The organism is Sphaerimonospora mesophila (assembly GCF_001417795.1).
GTDB classification, from domain to species: Bacteria; Actinomycetota; Actinomycetes; order Streptosporangiales; family Streptosporangiaceae; genus Sphaerimonospora; species Sphaerimonospora mesophila.
The window spans coordinates 665,884-681,732 of record NZ_BCBX01000031.1; the positions used below are offsets into that span (position 1 = coordinate 665,884).

A 15,849-nucleotide genomic window follows, 5' to 3' on the forward strand; every position below is an offset into this window, starting at 1 on the left:
AACAAGCGTGACGCGCAGCCCGCCGAGTGTCAAGAACGAGATTCCGCCCGCCAGCGGCGAGCAGGAAGCCAAGGAAGTGGCGGTCCACGACCAGGGCGAGACGATCACCTGCGCGCGGCTCAAGAGGTAGGTCTGATGCGAGAGTGCAACGCCTCGAGCCAGTCGGCGGCCACGGCTGTTACTGTGATCCGTCCGATCAGCGCCAATGCCGAACTAACTAATGCTCTCGTCCGGCTCCACGGATTTTCCTCTGATTGAATATTCTGAGGACCTGCCTGCCGTCAGTGGCGTGAGGTAGGTGACAAGGGACTCGGTCGGCGCGTTTGGGCGAGATAGCCCCCAATTTCCAGACCTGCGGTGGATATCATGATGGAGCGCGACGATAGGGCCCAGGGAGTGGAACGCGTGACACTGGATCTCTCCGTCGTTGCGGATTTCTGCACCACGTTCACAACCCACGACGACGTTGAGACTGTCGCGTCGCTGATCGGCGGAGTCCCTTTAGCGGTGGACTACCGTTCCCCAGAGGCTCTCAGCCCGAGCACCGCCACCATCATCCGCTGGGGCGACGGGATCCTGATCGCACAGCCCTACTACGGGTACGAATGTGCCCGCCAAGAGGTCATGAGCGCCCTGTCACGCCATGGCCATCTGGCCGTCTGTGTGGTGTGGGGAATCTCGCTCCTCCCGTGGGCGAAGACCTACTCCAGGATGGACCCATGGCACGCTGCGGGTGCATCGCTGACCTACTTCGCCTACGCCGCGAACGGGAGACTGGACGTCGGGTTCGACCCTTATGACTTCAACAGAGCCGACCCGTCCGCCCGCTGCGGCTGGAATACCGGGGCGGTCGACCCGTACCTGCACGACCTGGACTTCAGCCCTCTTACGGTCGCGACACAGCAGTCCGGGAGGGGTTCGAGGTCGGGTCGGCGCACCATTCCCCGGCACAAGTACGCCTGCGTCACTCTCATGGAACGCATTTCGGGCGCCACCTTTCCAGCGGATGTCGAAAGGCCGGATTCGCCCGATGCGGGATTCACCATCGCCAGCCCGTTACCAGCTATGAGCGATGCCGAGTTCGCCCACTTCATGGGCCGCCCGTCGCAGAGCTGAGGCTCGCGTCGCCAGCTCCATGCCACCGATGAAGCCGGCGACGCCCGTTCTGGAAAAGCGGTGTCAGCCTACGACGTAGGCTCCGCACCTGGGGAGATGAGAACCCAAAAGGGGTCTTCCTCAAGAAGCCTGTATCGCTGGTAGAACCATCTCAAGGACGTGCCCGCACTGCCGTTGTGCGGCTGCGACACGTACTTGTAGCTGATATTCGCCGTGAGCTTCCCGGCGTAGTCCCTTCCGGCTCCTTCGTAGGCACTGGCGAAGGGGTGCTCATCGCATTGGTACCCGGCTGGCCTCGTGATCAGCGCACACGCCCTATCCTTCTCCCTGGTGTTCTCCGCGTAGAGAGGGTTGTTGTCTTCATCCCAGATCCTGTGCAGCGGAGCGCCGCGGCCCCTGACACCGCTTACGATGTACTCCAGGAAGTCTCCCGGGATCACCTTGTTGGTGTTGGCGAAGGCGCTTTTGATGTGACCAGCGACCTCCCCGTGTTTCACGCTCTTTTCGTAGTAGGTGATGAACCTGTTCCCCTTGCCTAAAATGCAGCCCCCGTAATGGGTCCGATACCTGGGCGAGGTGTCGCACATCACCTCCGGCTCCTTGCAAAAGTTCTTGACGTCCTCATCCTTCAGGCGCTTGCCGTTGAGATATCCCCCGACTTCGATGTACGGGCCTATCTTGCAGGTGCCGACCCGGTCGGGTCCGCTGCTGTCGGTGGTACGGGACTTGATTTTGAAGTGTGCGTAGGGGTTCAACTTCCAGGCCGCGCGCGACGCATTTCTGGAAGAGGGCCCGTCGACGGCACAGACGCCAGGACCGGGGTCGCCCGCCGTCGTGATGTTGGCGTTCAGCATGATGCCGTTGTCGTTGATGCTGAGACCCTCGGGTTCGATCTTGTACCAGACGTCGATGTCGCGGCTGTGTCTGCTGGGGTCATCCCAGGCCTGGGTTAAGTAGTTGCCGATGCGAGTGAGAATCACCGTGGTGGCGGTGAACTGCGTGAATCCCGCAGGGATTTTCACCTTCACGCCATCGACGATGACCTTGTGAAAGAGGACGACCCCGTAGGTCCAGGTGTAGCACCACGTGAAGGGCCGATATTGGTCGTGGAGAATGGGTTGGGGTGGGAAACCCTTCCAGCCTTCGTCCCGGCAGGTCTCTGTCGAGATGTGCTCCAGATCGAAACTGTCCGCGGCAGCAACAGTGGACTGGGTCGCCCGCTCGCCGCTGGGAATGGGCTGGCCTCCACCGGCGGTATTGATCGTGGCGGTGTGCCAGGTGGTCCAGGCGCCGTTGACGCCTGCAGCGGACCGGAGTGATCATGACATAAGGAAGCTATAAAAGTAAAGATCATTTTTAGTAATGGGAAAGCCCTGCTCCGTCACGACGGCCGAAGGTCGTGATCTCCGTGGAGTGGGCGGCCGGGAGGGTGGCCGCATAGGGGCGATCATCGAGGCCGTGATCATTTTGGGGAGCGAACCGATCTCGACAGCGGTGTAGGACGCAGACGCCCGGCGGCCACGTCGCGTACGCCGGCGGCGACGGTGAACAACTCCCCCAGCCGTTCATAGGGACCGATCGACAGCAGATGCGGCGTCCTAAAAAGTAGTGCCCGGGGCCGGTCGGCGAAACGACCGGCCCCGGGCGCGTCGAGCCGCGGAGGGAGGGCGGCTCGAGCTCAGCCGGCCGCGGCGGGCAGCCAGGCCTTGATCTTGTCGGGGTTGTCGGCGACCCACTTCTCGGCCGCCTGCTCGGCCGTCATGCCGTCCTCGGAGATGTACTTGGACACGACGTTCTGGTCGTCGTTGGTCCAGTTGAAGTTCTTGACGAGCTCGTAGGCGGGGCTGCCCGAGTCGGCGAACTTCTTGCTGACGATCTTGTCGAGGTCGTACACGGGGTAGTCGCAGGCCACCTTGGCGGCGTCGGCATCGCAGCCCTCGGTCCACTCGGGCAGGTCGACCTTCACCAGCTTCACCTCGGACATGAACCACTGCGGGTCGTAGAAGTAGCCGATGAGCGGGGTCTTCTGCTTCTCCGCCTGGCGGAACGCCGTGATCAGAGCCGCCTCGCTGCCGGCGTAGACCACCTTGAAGTCCAGCTTCAGGTTCTTGACCAGCGCCTCGTCGTTGGTCACGAACGACGGGTCGCCGTCCAGCAGCTGGCCCTTGCCGCCCGACTCCGACGTCTTGAACAGGTCGGCGTACTTGTTGAGGTTCTTCCAGTCGGTGATGTCGGGGTACTTCTCGGCCATCCACGGCGGCACGAACCAGCCGATGACGCCCTTGTTGCCGGTCGGGCCGACCGCCACCGCGACCTTCTGCTCGTCGATGTACTTCTTCTTGAGGTCTTCGTGGCCCCAGTTCTCGACGATCGCGTCCACCTCTCCGGTGGCGAACCCCTGCCAGGCCACCTCCTCCTTGAGGTCCTTCTTGACGACGTTGCAGCCGAGCTCCTTCTCGGCGACGTGGGCGATCACCGCGGCGTTCGCCTCATAGCCGACCCACGGGTTGACCGCCAGGTTGAACGTGCCGCACGCCGACTTGCCGCCGCCGTCGCCCGAGGCCTGGGCGCCGGTGTCCTCGCCCACCTTCGCTCCCCCGCACCCGGAGAGCAGGAGGGCGGCGCCGGCCACGACCGCGCACGCGCGCAGGCCGGCGATCCAGGAAACTGCCATGAGGTCCTCCAGACCCGTTGATTTCATTCAGTGAGGTGCCGGACGCGCGGCCGCGCGCTGCGCCGCCGCCCGCATGATCCGGTCGAGCATGATGCCGAGCACGACGATCGCCAGCCCGGCGGCCAGCCCCTTGCCCCGCAACTGGTACTGCGAGAACCCGGCCACCACGTCGTATCCGAGCGCGCCGGCCCCGACGAGGCCGCCGATGACGACCATCGACAGCACGTAGATCAGGCCCTGGCTGGCCGCGAGCGTGATCCCGGCGCGGGCCATGGGGAGCTGGACCTTGGCGATGAGCTGCCAGGTGCTGGACCCGCCCGCCGTCGCCGCCTCCACCGCTGTCGGCGACACGCCGCGTACGGCCTCGGCCACCAGCTTGATCGACACCGGCGCCGCGAACGCCACGGCGGCGATGATGGCCGTGAACCGGGTCGCGCCGAACAGCCCCAGGATCGGGACGAGATAGACGAAGGCCGGCATGGTCTGACCCGCGTCGAGCACCGGGCGCAGCACCTGGTCGACCCGGGCGCTGCGTCCCATCCACACCCCGGCCACCACGCCGAGGACCATCACGATCAGGGTGGCCACCAGCGTGGTGGCCAGCGTCACCATGCTGTCGTGCCACAGGCCGAGCAGCACCAGCAGCACGAGCGACACCCCGGCGACGATGGCGGCCCGCGCTCCGGCCAGCAGCAGCGCGAGCGCGACAACGACCAGGGCCACCAGCCACCACGGCGAGCCGGCCAGCAGCGACTGGAACGGGTTGAGCAGCCCGTAGGTGATCAGGTTCTTCAGCGCGTCCGTGTACGTGACGAGCGTGTCCTGCGCCCACTGGCTCGCCGCCCCCGCGCCCTGTTTCACGTACGAGCCCAGGCCGGCCCCGCCGGGGAACTCGGCCGCCCAGACGTAGACGTGCGAGAGGTAGACCAGCACGGCGGTGGCGGCGAGGACCAGGCCCGCCTCGATCCGCCGCGCCCGCGTGCCGCGTGCCCTGCCCGACCTGCGCTCGGCCTCGACCCGCCGGCCGGCGGCCGAGGTGACGCGGTCGAGCACGATCGCCATGATCACGATGGCCAGCCCGGCGTTGAACGCGGTGCCCACGTCGAGGGTCTGCAGTGCCTTCAGCACGGTCTTGCCCAGGCCGGGCGCGTCGATCAGGGCGGCGATCGTGACCATGGACAGGGCGGCCATGATGGTCTGGTTGGCCCCCACGATGATCGTCCGCTTGGCCAGCGGGAGCCGTACCTTGCGCAGCGCCTGCGCGCGGGTCGAGCCGAGCGAGGTGCTCGCCTCCAGCGTGCTGACCGGGATCTCCCGGATGCCGTGCGCGGTGATGCGGATCACCGGCGGGGTCGCGTAGATCATCGTCGCGACGGTGCCGCTGGCCGGGCCGATCAGGAAGAACAGCGTGAGCGGGGCCAGGTAGACGAAGGTCGGCATCGTCTGCATGAAGTCCAGCACCGGCGTGAGAAACCGGTTGACCCGGTCGCTGAGACCCGCCCAGACGCCGAGGGGGATGCCGACGGCGAGGGCCAGCACGACTGCGGTCAGCGTGAGGGCGAGCGTGTCCATGCTCTCCTCCCACAGACCGAGCAGGCCGAACGACGCGAACCCGGCGGCGGTCAGCAGGGCCGTACGGCGGTTGCCGTACAGCAGCGCGACGGCCGTGGCGATGCCGGTCACGCCGAGCCAGCCGATGACCGGGACCGGCCGTCCGAACGACGGCCGGCTGATCAGCGCCTGTACGAAGGTGACCGACTCGTCGATGAACAGCCGGATGTAGTTGATGAAGTACAGGAACAGCGGGTTGCTGTTCCGCCCGGCGTCGATCGCGTCCATGCCCTCGCTGAGCCGGGTGTGCAGCGGAGTGAGCTCCGCGCCGCCGAGCGCGAGCGTGTCGCGGCCCCTGAGCAGGGCCCACAGCGCCACCCAGGCCGCGAGAACGATGACGGTCAGGTAGCGCCCGCGCAGCCACCCCGCGCGGCCGGGAGCGGCCGCGCCGGTGGCGGCGGTCGCGGTGGTGGGCACTGCCGCCATCAGGACCGCCCGTCCTCGTCCCGGTCCGTGGCGACAGGATCCGGGCCGTCCGGGTCCGGGTCCGGATCCGAGGCGGCATCCGGGGTGGTGTCCTGGGTGGTGTCCGGGTCCGGGCCGGCGATCACCTCGAGGATCTCCGCCGTGGTGACCACGCCGAGCAGGGCTCCGCCGGAGACGACCTTGACCGGGCGGCCGGCGGACAGGACGGTCCTGGCCGCGTCGCGGATCACCGTGTCGGGGGCGAGCTCCGGCCCGTCGAGCGGCTCACCGGGACGGGGATCCCGCATGATCCACGGCAGCGTCAGCACGTCGGACCTGGGCACGTCGCTGACGAAGTCCCGCACGTAGTCGTCCGCCGGCGCGCCGACCACCTGGTCGGGGGTGCCCATCTGGACGAGCGCGCCGTCGCGCATGATGAGGATGCGGTCGCCCAGCTTGAGCGCCTCACTCAGGTCGTGGGTGATGAAGATCATGGTCTTGCCGACCTCGCGGTGCAGGCGGATGACCTCGTTCTGCATCTCGCGGCGGATCAGCGGGTCGAGCGCGGAGAACGGCTCGTCGAAGAAGAGCACCTCGGGGTCGACGGCGAGCGCCCGGGCCAGGCCGACGCGCTGCTGCATGCCGCCGGAGAGCTGGTCGGGAAAGGACCCCTCGAACCCGGCGAGCCCCACCAGCTCCAGGACCTCCCTGGCCCGCTCGTAGCGGTCGTCCTTCTTCGTGCCGCGGATCTCCAGGCCGTACGCGACGTTGTCCAGCACCCGCCGATGCGGCAGCAGGCCGAAGTGCTGGAACACCATGCCGAAGCGGTGCCGGCGCAGCTCGCGTAGTCTGCGCTCCCCGCAGCCGAGCACGTCCTCGTCGTCGAGCCGCACCTGCCCGGCGGTCGGCTCGACCAGCCGGGTGAGGCAGCGCACCAGCGTCGACTTGCCCGATCCGGACAGGCCCATGACGACGAACACCTCGCCACGCCGTACCGAGAAGGAGACGTCCCGGACCGCGGCCACGCATCCCGTCCGCTGTTTGAGCTCCGCGCGGGACAGCTCGGCCAGCGGGGTGCCGACGACGCGATCCGCGCGCGGGCCGAAGACCTTCCACAGTCCGCGGACGTCGAGGATCGGGGGGTCGTCGGCGCCGGGCGCGGTGGCCGGCGGGGAGGACTTCGCGGTCAGTGACGGTGCGGCCATGGCCACCCTTCGGCTAGTGAGGGAAATCCGGGAACCACCGCTGGGGCCGGGGGCGGATGTTCTGCCAGATGTGCTTGATCTCTCGGTACTCGTCGAGGCCCGTGGGGCCGAGCTCGCGGCCGATGCCCGACTGCTTGAATCCGCCCCACTCCGCCTGCGGGACGTAGGGGTGGTAGTCGTTGATCCAGACCGTGCCGTGCCTGAGCCGGGCGGCGACCCGCCGGGCCCTGCCCGCGTCGGTGGTCCACACCGCGCCGGCCAGGCCGTAGTCGGTGTCGTTGCCCAGCTCGACCGCCTCGTCCTCGCCGCTGAAGCGCTCGACAGTGAGGACCGGCCCGAAGGACTCCTCGCGGACCACCCGCATGTCGCGGCGGCACCCGTCCAGCACGGTCGGCCGGTAGTAGTGACCGCCGGCCAGGTCCGGGGCGTCCGGCCGGCCGCCGCCGCAGCGCAGCACCGCGCCCTCGGCGAGGCCCGCTGCGACGTAGTCCTCGACCTTGGCCAGGTGCTCAGCGGAGATCAGCGGCCCGGTCTGCGCCTCGGGGTCGAACGGCCCGCCGAGTCGGATCCGCTCGGCCCGCCGCACCACCTCGTCGACGAAGGCGTCGTGCAGGGAGTCCTCGACGAGCAGCCGCGCCCCGGCCGAGCAGACCTGGCCGGAGTGCAGGAAGACCGCGGTGAGCGCGAAGTCGACCGCGGTCTCGAAGTCGGCGTCGGCGAAGACGATGTTGGGGTTCTTGCCGCCAAGTTCGAGCGCGACCCGCTTGACGGTCGCGGCAGCGGCGGCCATGACGCGCCGGCCGGTCGCCAGGCCCCCGGTGAACGACACCATGTCCACGGCGGGATGCTCGGCGAGCGGCGCCCCCGCCTGCGGCCCGGCGCCGAGCACCAGGTTGGCGACACCGGCGGGCAGACCCGCCTCATCCAGCGTCCGCATCAGAATGATCGCGGTGCTCGGGGTGAGCTCGCTCGGCTTGAGCACGAACGTGTTGCCCGCCGCGAGCGCGGGGGCGACCTTCCACGAGGTCTGCAGCAGCGGGTAGTTCCAGGGGGTGATGAGGCCGCACACGCCGAGCGGTTCGTACACGATCTGGCTCACGGCGTCGTCGCGGCCGGTGTCGACGACCCGGCCCGCGTCGGTGCCGGCGATCCCGCCGAAGTAGCGGAAGCAGGCGATCACGTCGTCGAGGTCGTACTCGCTCTCGACGAGCCGCTTGCCGGTGTCCAGCGACTCGGCCCGGGCGAACTCCTTCTTGTCCCTGGCCAGCAGGTCGGCGACGCGGAGCAGCAGTCGCCCGCGCTCGCGGGCCGGGGTCAGCGGCCAGGGGCCCTCGTCGAAGGCCCGGCGGGCCGCCGCGATCGCGGCCTCCGTGTCCGCCCGCGTGCCCTCCGAGACGGTCGCGACGAGGGATCCGTCAGCGGGGCAGTGGATCGTACGGCGTCCGCCCTCGACTGGATCTGTCCAGGCGCCGTCGATGAAGAGGTCTGCCACGGGCAGCGTGCCTTCCGGTTGGGGTCACAGGCGCGCTCCGCGTCGTCACTCAGTTGCGCAATACGCACCTGTTTGCTTATGGAGAAACAGAATTGACCCCTCGTCGGCTTTAGTCAAGTCGATGTCCGGTTTTTTACGGACACTGTCGAGTAACAACCCATGCGTTGCGAGATCTCCCGAGCTGCCGCGATGACCTGCCCGGCCACCTCGGCGAGGGTGGTTTCGGGCATCCGAAACGTCGGTCCCGAGGCGCTCACTGAGGCGATGACCGTGCCGTCCGCTCCCCTGACGGGCGCCGCGACCGCGGTGAGCCCCTCCTCCAGCTCGTCGACGGCGGTGGCGTAGCCGCGCTCGCGCACCTCCGCCAGCGCGGCCCCGAGCCGTACGGGATCGGTGATCGTCGCGGCGGTGAACCGGCTCAGCGGCCCGGCCGCCACCTCCTCGGCGAGGTCGCCGGGCCCGTACGCGAGCAGCACCTTGCCGTTGGACGTGGCGTGCAGCGGGATCCGCTGCCCCACCCAGTTGTGCAGCTGGAGCGCCGACGGCCCGGCCGTCTGGTCGACATACAGCGCCTCACGCCCGACGAGGACGGCCACGTTGACGGTCTCGCCGACGTCGGCGGCCAGGCGGGGCGTGACGAAGCGGCTCTCCCGCACCAGGTCGAGGCGGGCGCTGGCCGACCCGGCCAGCCGTACGACGCCCACGCCGAGGCGGTACCTGCCCCGCTCGCTGTCCTGCTCGACGAGATCGTGGCTCTCCAGCGTCGCCACCAGGCGGAAGGCGGTGGAGCGGTGGACGCCCAGCTCGACGGCGATCTCACTGATCCCGAGCTCTCCGTCGCGGGCGAGCAGCTTGAGAATGGTGAGCGCGCGGTCCACCGACTGGACCGCGCTCTCCCCCGGCGCGTTACCCATCCGCGACGGTCATCTTTGGTGCCGGTAGAACGCCGCCTCGACGGGTGGCAGCGGGGTGTTGCCGAGGATCAGGTCGGCCGCCTTCTCCGCCACCATCATCACCGGCGCGTAGATGTTGCCGTTCGTCACGTACGGCATGACCGACGCGTCGACGATCCGCAGCCCCTCGACGCCGTGCACCCGCATGCTGTCGGGGTCGACGACCGACATGTCGTCGACGCCCATCTTCGCGGTGCAGGAGGGATGCAGCGCGGTCTCGCCGTCCCTGGCCACCCAGTCGAGGATCTCCTCGTCGCTCTGCACCGACAGCCCGGGAGACAGCTCGCCCGCGTTGAACTCGTCGAAGGCCGGCTGACTCAGGATGTTCCGGGAGACGCGGACGGCCTCCACCCATTCCCGCCGGTCCTGGTCGGTGGACAGGTAGTTGAAGCGCAGCGCGGGATGCACCCGGGGGTCCCTGCTCTTGATCTTCACCGTGCCCCGGGCGTCGGAGTACATCGGCCCGACGTGCACCTGGTAGCCGTGCCCGCCCGACGGGGACGAGCCGTCGTACCGCACCGCGATCGGCAGGAAGTGGAACATCAGGTTCGGGTAGTCGACGTCGTCGTTGCTCCGTACGAAGCCGCCGGCCTCGAAGTGGTTGGTCGCGGCGGGGCCGCCGCGCAGGAACAGCCACTGCGCCCCGATCCACGGGCGGTGCCGCCGCTTGAGGTAGGGCTGCATGGACACCGGCCGCTTGCAGCCGTACTGGACGTAGACCTCGAGATGGTCCTGGAGGTTCTCCCCCACCCCGGGCAGGTGGTGCACCACGTCGACGCCGAGGGCCTCCAGCTCGGCGGCGTCGCCCAGGCCGGACAGCTGGAGGAGCTGGGGCGTGTTGATGGAGCCGCCGCACAGGACGACCTCACCGGCCCGCACCCGGCGCACCGGCCCGCCCCGCAAGGAGAAGTCCACGCCGACGGCCCGCCCGCCCTCGAAGACGACCTTCGTCACGAAGGCACGGGTCACGACCTTCAGATTGGGCCGGTTCATCACGGGATGGAGGTAGGCGCGGGCGGCGGACAGCCGGCGGCCGGAGCGGATATTGCGGTCGAAGGGGGCGAAGCCCTCCTGACGGTAGCCGTTGACGTCGTCGGTCAGGTTGTATCCCGCCTGCTGCACGGCCTGGAAGAACGCGCCGAACAGCGGGCTCGACGCCGGGCCGCGCTCCAGCGCGAGCGGGCCGTCGTGGCCACGCCAGACATCCCCGTCATCGGCGGCCAGGCAGTTCTCCATGCGCCTGAAGTACGGCAGGCAGTGCGCGTAGTCCCAGTTCTTCATCCCGGGATCGGCGGCCCAGCGCTCGTAGTCCAGCGGGTTGCCGCGCTGGAAGATCATGCCGTTGATGCTGCTGGAACCGCCGAGCACCTTGCCGCGGGCGTGGTAGATCCGGCGGCCGTGCATGTGCGGCTCCGGCTCCGACTCGTACCGCCAGTCGTAGAACCGGCTGCCGATGGGGAACGTCAGCGCCGCCGGCATGTGGATGAAGACGTCCCAGCGGAAGTCCGACCGGCCGGCCTCCAGCACCAGCACCCGGGTGGAGGGGTCCGCCGACAGCCGGTTCGCGAGAGCGCTTCCCGCCGAACCGCCGCCGACGATGACGAAGTCGTACTGTTGTGCGCTCAATCTGCCCTCGTCTCGCTCGCGCGACGATTGTCTGACCGAAAAGCGTATCGAATCGTGCATCGTGTTGCACTACCCGCAACAGGAAATATCAACGGGTTGTGTGGATCAAGTGGACCGGGGTTGTCGACGCGCCTACAGTTGCGCTGTGAGCAACGACGCCGGCGCGGGCAACGGGGGTGGCGTGCAGTCGGTCGACCGCGCCATCAGCATCATGGAGATCCTCTCCCGGCGTGGGGAGGCGGGGGTCACCGAGCTCGCCACGGAGATCGACGTCCACAAGTCGACCGCGTTCCGGCTGCTCGGCGCGCTCGAGGCGCGCGGCCTGGTCGAGCAGACGGAGGAACGCGGCAAGTATCGTCTCGGCTTCGGCGTCGTCCGCCTCGCCGGGAGCGTCGCCGCCCGGATGGACGTCACCCGGGAGGGCAGGCCGATCTGCCGGCGGCTCGCCGAGGAGATCGGCGAGACGGTCAACATCGCCGTGCTGCGCTCGCACTACGCCGTCAACCTGGACCAGGTGCGCGGACCGTCCGCGGTGACCGCGCACAACTGGGTGGGCCAGCTCACCCCGCTGCATGCGACGTCGAGCGGCAAGGTGCTGCTGGCCCACCTCGACGCGGCGCGCCGGGCCGAGCTGCTGCGGGCCACCGGCCTGGAGGCCTTCACCCCCAACACCGTGACCTCGCGCGAGGCCCTGGAGCGTGAGCTGGCCGGGGTGCTGGAGCGCGGCTACTCCATCACGCTCGAGGAACTCGAGATCGGCCTCAACGCGATGGCCGCCCCCGTCCGGTCCTTCCAGGGCGAGGTGGTCGCGGCGGTGAGCGCCTCCGGCCCGGCCTACCGCTTCAGCGAGCGGCGCATGCACGAGCTGGCCCCCGTCCTCATGGCCGGCGCCGCCGAGATCAGCCACCACCTCGGCGGCTGACCCCCCTCCCAACCCCACCCCCGTGATCCTGCAGTTTCTCGCAGCAGTGGCCATTGACCTGGGAATGCCCCCTTCGTGATCTTGCAGAAACTCGCAGGCAGTGCGTCCCACCTGCGATTTCGCCGTACGTGATCTTGCACTGCAAGATCACCGAAGGTGTCTCCGCTGGTGAACGGTCATGTGTGCGAGCTTTTGCAAGATCACGGATAGAGATTTCGCAGGTGATGGGGCATCTGTGCCCGCAACTGCAAGATCACGGGGGGTGAGTCCACGGGGATGGGTTCCCCGGGGGGATGGGTTCCCCGGGGGGGGGTGGGTCCCCCCGGGGGGGCGGGTCGGGGGGCCTCAGCCGGAGGCCGGGCGGAGGGAGACGACGACGCTCTTGGACGTGGGTGTGTTGGAGGTCTCGGCGACCGAGTCCAGCGGCACGAGCACGTTGGTCTCCGGGAAGTAGGCCGCGCAGCAGCCGCGCGCCGTCGAGTAGGCGACCACGCGGAATCCCGGGGCCACCCGCTCCCCGTCGGGCCACTCGCTGACCAGGTCGACCATGTCGCCGTCGGCGAGGCCGCGCTCGGCGAGATCGTCCGGATGGACGAACACCACCCGGCGGCCGTTCCGTACGCCCCGGTAGCGGTCGTCCAGACCGTAGATCGTGGTGTTGTACTGGTCGTGGCTGCGGATGGTCTGCAGCAGCAGCCGGCCGGCCGGGACGCGCAGCACCTCCAGTGGATTGACGGTGAAGTTCGCCCTGCCGGTCGCCGTCGGGAAACGGCGCTCGTCACGCGGCGCGTTCGGCAGCGTGAAACCGCCGGGGCGGCGGGCCTTCTCGTTGTAGTCGGCGAAGCCCGGCACCACCCGGGCGATCCGGTCCCTGATCGCGTCGTAGTCCGCCTCGAACTCCGCCCAGGGGACGTGCGGATCGTCGTCGCCGAAGACCTCGCGGGCCAGGCGGGACACGATCGCGACCTCCGAGAGCAGGGCGGCCGAGGCCGGCCGCAGCCTGCCCCTGGAGCCGTGCACCATGCCCATCGAGTCCTCGACCGTGACGAACTGCTCTCCCCCGCGCTGCACGTCCCGCTCGGTACGGCCCAGCGTGGGCAGGATCAGCGCCTCCTCGCCGCACACCGCGTGCGACCGGTTCAGCTTGGTCGACACCTGCACGGTGAGCTTGCAGCGGCGCATGGCCGCCTCGGTGGCGGCCGTGTCGGGGGTCGCGGCCACGAAGTTGCCGCCCATGGCGAAGAACACCTTGGCCGCGCCGTCGCGCATGGCCCGGATCGCGTCCACCGTGTCCAGGCCGTGGCGGCGCGGCGGCTCGAATCCGAACTCGTCGCGCAGCGCGTCCAGGAACGCCGCCGGCGGCTTCTCGTAGATGCCCATCGTCCGGTCGCCCTGCACGTTGGAGTGGCCCCGCACCGGGCAGACGCCGGCGCCGGGCCGACCGACGTTGCCGCGCAGCAGCAGGAAGTTGACGATCTCCCTGATCGTGGGGACCGACTTCTTGTGCTGGGTGAGTCCCATCGCCCAGCACACCACGACCGATCGGGCGGCCAGCACGTCCTGGGCCGTCGCCTCGATCTCCGCCCGGGTCAGCCCCGTGGCCTCCAGCACCTCCGCCCAGTCCAGGTCGCGCACGTGCGCCGCCCACTCGTCGAACCCGTGGGTGTGCTCGTCGACGAACTCGCGGTCGACCACCGTGCCGGGGGCGGCGTCCTCGGCCGCCAGCAGCAGCGACGACAGCGCCTGGAAGAGCGCGCAGTCGCCGCCGAGCCGGATCTGCAGGAACCGGTCGGACAGCGTGGTGCCGCCGCCGGCGACGCCGGAGGCCCGCTGCGGGTTCTTGAACCGCAGCAGCCCCGCCTCGGGCAGCGGGTTGACGGCCACGATGCGTGCGCCGTTCCGCTTGGCCTTCTCCAGCGCGCTGAGCATGCGCGGGTGGTTGGTGCCGGGGTTCTGGCCCACCACGAAGATGAGCTCGGCCTGGTAGAGGTCGTCGAGCAGCACCGTGCCCTTGCCGATGCCGAGCGTCTCGGTCAGCGCCGACCCGCTGGACTCGTGGCACATGTTCGAGCAGTCCGGCAGGTTGTTCGTGCCGAACCGGCGGACGAAGAGCTGGTAGGCGAAGGCCGCCTCGTTGGAGGTGCGGCCCGAGGTGTAGAAGACGGCCTCGTCGGCGCTCGCCAGCGCCTTCAGCTCGCGGGCGATGATCGCGAAGGCGCGTTCCCACGACACCGGCTCGTAGTGGTCGGCGCCGGCCGGTTTGTGCATCGGCTCGGTCAGCCTGCCCTGCTGGCCCAGCCAGTAGTCGCTGCGCCCGGCCAGCTCGCTCACCGGGTGCGCGGCGAAGAACTCCGGGGTGATCCTGCGGACGGTCGCCTCCTCGGCGACCGCCTTGGCGCCGTTCTCGCAGAACTCGGCGGGGCTGCGATGATCCCCCTCGGGCCAGGCGCAGCCCGGGCAGTCGAACCCGTGCTTCTGGTTGACCCGCAGCAGGGTCAGCGCCGTACGGCCCGCGCCCATCTGGCGGTACGCCGTACCGAGCGCGTGGCCGACCGCGGGGATCCCGCCCGCCCAGTCCTTGGGCGGACGGATCTCCAGGCGTTCGTCGCCGACGTCGTCACGAGGTGCCTTGCGCGTCATCTGATGAACGCCCTTCCGTGCTGTTGCTCAATCCGACAACCGGCCGCGTAGCCAGTCGTGGAACAGGCCGATGTGGTGCTCGCTGGGCACCAGGACCCCGCCGTCGGCGTACGTGCGCGAGCCCATCGCGGGCTGGCACCGCTCGCACGCGTCGAAGTCCTGCGTGTTGACCCGGTGGAACAGCTCCACGGACCTGTCGATGTCCACGCCGCCGTCCACGACCTCGGGGAGGTACAGCCAGTCGCACTCCACCACCGTACGATCCGCCGCCAGCGGGAACATCCGGTGCCAGATCACGTGGTCGGGCACGAGGTTGACGAAGACCTGCGGCTTGATCGTGATCGCGTAGTAGCGCCGGTCCTGCTCCTGGCTGACCGTCGGGATGCGGTCGAGGCCGCTGGAGCCGTCCACGGTGAAACCCTGGATCTCCGCCCCGAACTCCGCGCCGTGCCCCACGTAGTACTGCGCCGCGTAACCGTCGGCGAACTCCGGAAGCACCTCGGTGAGCTCCGGATGGATGGTCGCGCAGTGGTAGCACTCCATGAAGTTCTCGACGATCAGCTTCCAGTTGGCCTTGACGTCATAGACGATACGCCTGCCCACCTTGAGGCCCGCGACATCGTAGTTGTCGATGTGGGCGACGTCGCCGAGCCGGGTGCGCACCTCCCCCATGACGTCCTCCTCGAACGAGGGCGGCTCGTCGGCCAGGCAGATCCACACGTACCCCAGCCACTCCCGCACGGCCACGTTCACCAGGCCGTACGCGACCCGGTCGATGTCGGGCATCTTGGTGAGGTTGGGCGCGGCGACCAGCCGGCCGTCCAGGTCGTACGTCCAGGCGTGGTAGGGGCACTGGAAGGCGCGCTTGACCTCCCCCGACTCCTCGGTGCTGATCCGCGCCCCCCGGTGCCGGCAGACGTTGTAGAAGGCGCGGATCGAGTTGTCCCGCGCCCGCGTGATCAGGATGCTCTCGGAGCCGACCTGCACCGTCTTGAACGCCCCGGGACGGGGCAGGTCGGCGGCCCGAACCGCGCAGAACCACATCGACTCGAAGATGCGCCGCTGTTCCAGGGCGAAAACGTCCGGGTCCGTGTAGTAAGCGCCGGGCAGAGTGGACATCAGGCTGGGGGGCAGGCTCTGCTGGGGACCTGAGGGCAGGCTGGTGGTGCTCACTGGTTCGCTCCTGCTGGTCGTGCGCGGTAGGG

The 15,849-nt window shown here is 69.0% G+C and carries 12 protein-coding genes; 3 read left to right on the forward strand and 9 right to left on the reverse strand.

Features of this window, described 5'->3' with window-relative positions:
* Positions 1 to 7: 7 nt before the first annotated feature.
* Positions 8 to 130, forward strand: a complete 123-nt coding sequence (locus tag AP234_RS39135) for a hypothetical protein (protein WP_268778020.1) — start codon at positions 8 to 10, stop codon at positions 128 to 130.
* Between the two features lie 275 nt (positions 131 to 405).
* Positions 406 to 1,116, forward strand: coding sequence for a hypothetical protein (locus tag AP234_RS07400; protein ID WP_152990277.1), 711 nt, complete (start codon positions 406 to 408; stop codon positions 1,114 to 1,116).
* A 68-nt stretch (positions 1,117 to 1,184) separates the two neighbouring features.
* On the opposite strand, the gene AP234_RS07405 is transcribed toward AP234_RS07400, so the two are convergent.
* From AP234_RS07405 to betA, 7 genes are all read right to left on the reverse strand, one after another.
* Positions 1,185 to 2,144 carry a NucA/NucB deoxyribonuclease domain-containing protein gene (locus tag AP234_RS07405; protein WP_055478751.1) on the reverse strand — a complete coding sequence of 320 codons (960 nt, stop codon included), beginning with the start codon at positions 2,142 to 2,144 and terminating at the stop codon, positions 1,185 to 1,187.
* Between the two features lie 650 nt (positions 2,145 to 2,794).
* Positions 2,795 to 3,790 carry an ABC transporter substrate-binding protein gene (locus AP234_RS07410; protein ID WP_055478752.1) on the reverse strand — a complete coding sequence of 332 codons (996 nt, stop codon included), beginning with the start codon at positions 3,788 to 3,790 and terminating at the stop codon, positions 2,795 to 2,797.
* A gap of 27 nt (positions 3,791 to 3,817) precedes the next feature.
* A complete protein-coding gene (locus AP234_RS07415) occupies positions 3,818 to 5,827 on the reverse strand; it encodes an ABC transporter permease subunit (protein ID WP_083501852.1) in 2,010 nt (669 codons plus the stop codon).
* Positions 5,827 to 7,011 (reverse strand): quaternary amine ABC transporter ATP-binding protein, encoded by a 1,185-nt coding sequence (locus tag AP234_RS07420; protein ID WP_083501853.1) that lies wholly within the window; start codon positions 7,009 to 7,011, stop codon positions 5,827 to 5,829. The genes AP234_RS07415 and AP234_RS07420 overlap by 1 nt, the downstream gene beginning before the upstream one ends.
* Positions 7,012 to 7,024: 13 nt before the next feature.
* Positions 7,025 to 8,503: an aldehyde dehydrogenase family protein gene (locus AP234_RS07425; RefSeq protein ID WP_055478753.1), complete on the reverse strand. Its 1,479-nt coding sequence runs from the start codon at positions 8,501 to 8,503 to the stop codon at positions 7,025 to 7,027.
* 113 nt (positions 8,504 to 8,616) lie between these two features.
* Positions 8,617 to 9,417 (reverse strand): IclR family transcriptional regulator, encoded by an 801-nt coding sequence (locus tag AP234_RS07430; protein ID WP_055478754.1) that lies wholly within the window; start codon positions 9,415 to 9,417, stop codon positions 8,617 to 8,619.
* Between the two features lie 9 nt (positions 9,418 to 9,426).
* On the reverse strand, positions 9,427 to 11,082 hold the full coding sequence (betA, locus tag AP234_RS07435; RefSeq protein ID WP_055478755.1) for a choline dehydrogenase: 1,656 nt from the start codon (positions 11,080 to 11,082) through the stop codon (positions 9,427 to 9,429).
* A 145-nt stretch (positions 11,083 to 11,227) separates the two neighbouring features.
* Here betA and AP234_RS07440 point away from each other — a divergent pair, with 145 nt between their 5' ends.
* Complete coding sequence (locus AP234_RS07440) at positions 11,228 to 12,004, forward strand: IclR family transcriptional regulator (RefSeq protein WP_235558010.1); 777 nt, start codon at positions 11,228 to 11,230, stop codon at positions 12,002 to 12,004.
* A gap of 345 nt (positions 12,005 to 12,349) precedes the next feature.
* On the opposite strand, the gene AP234_RS07445 is transcribed toward AP234_RS07440, so the two are convergent.
* Both AP234_RS07445 and AP234_RS07450 read right to left on the reverse strand, forming a co-directional pair.
* Positions 12,350 to 14,644, reverse strand: coding sequence for an FdhF/YdeP family oxidoreductase (locus AP234_RS07445; protein WP_055478756.1), 2,295 nt, complete (start codon positions 14,642 to 14,644; stop codon positions 12,350 to 12,352).
* A gap of 27 nt (positions 14,645 to 14,671) precedes the next feature.
* The gene (locus AP234_RS07450) at positions 14,672 to 15,763 is read right to left on the reverse strand and encodes an aromatic ring-hydroxylating dioxygenase subunit alpha (RefSeq protein WP_055478891.1); all 1,092 of its coding nucleotides are present in this window, start codon (positions 15,761 to 15,763) and stop codon (positions 14,672 to 14,674) included.
* Positions 15,764 to 15,849 lie beyond the last annotated feature (86 nt).

Coding starts and splice junctions, on each gene's coding strand:
- AP234_RS07410 (WP_055478752.1), bottom strand. CDS start 3,790: ATGGCAGTTTCCTGGATCGCCGGCCTGCGCGCGTGCGCGGTCGTGGCC.
- AP234_RS07415 (WP_083501852.1), bottom strand. CDS start 5,827: ATGGCGGCAGTGCCCACCACCGCGACCGCCGCCACCGGCGCGGCCGCT.
- AP234_RS07420 (WP_083501853.1), bottom strand. CDS start 7,011: ATGGCCGCACCGTCACTGACCGCGAAGTCCTCCCCGCCGGCCACCGCG.
- AP234_RS07430 (WP_055478754.1), bottom strand. CDS start 9,417: ATGGGTAACGCGCCGGGGGAGAGCGCGGTCCAGTCGGTGGACCGCGCG.
- AP234_RS07445 (WP_055478756.1), bottom strand. CDS start 14,644: ATGACGCGCAAGGCACCTCGTGACGACGTCGGCGACGAACGCCTGGAG.
- AP234_RS07450 (WP_055478891.1), bottom strand. CDS start 15,763: ATGTCCACTCTGCCCGGCGCTTACTACACGGACCCGGACGTTTTCGCC.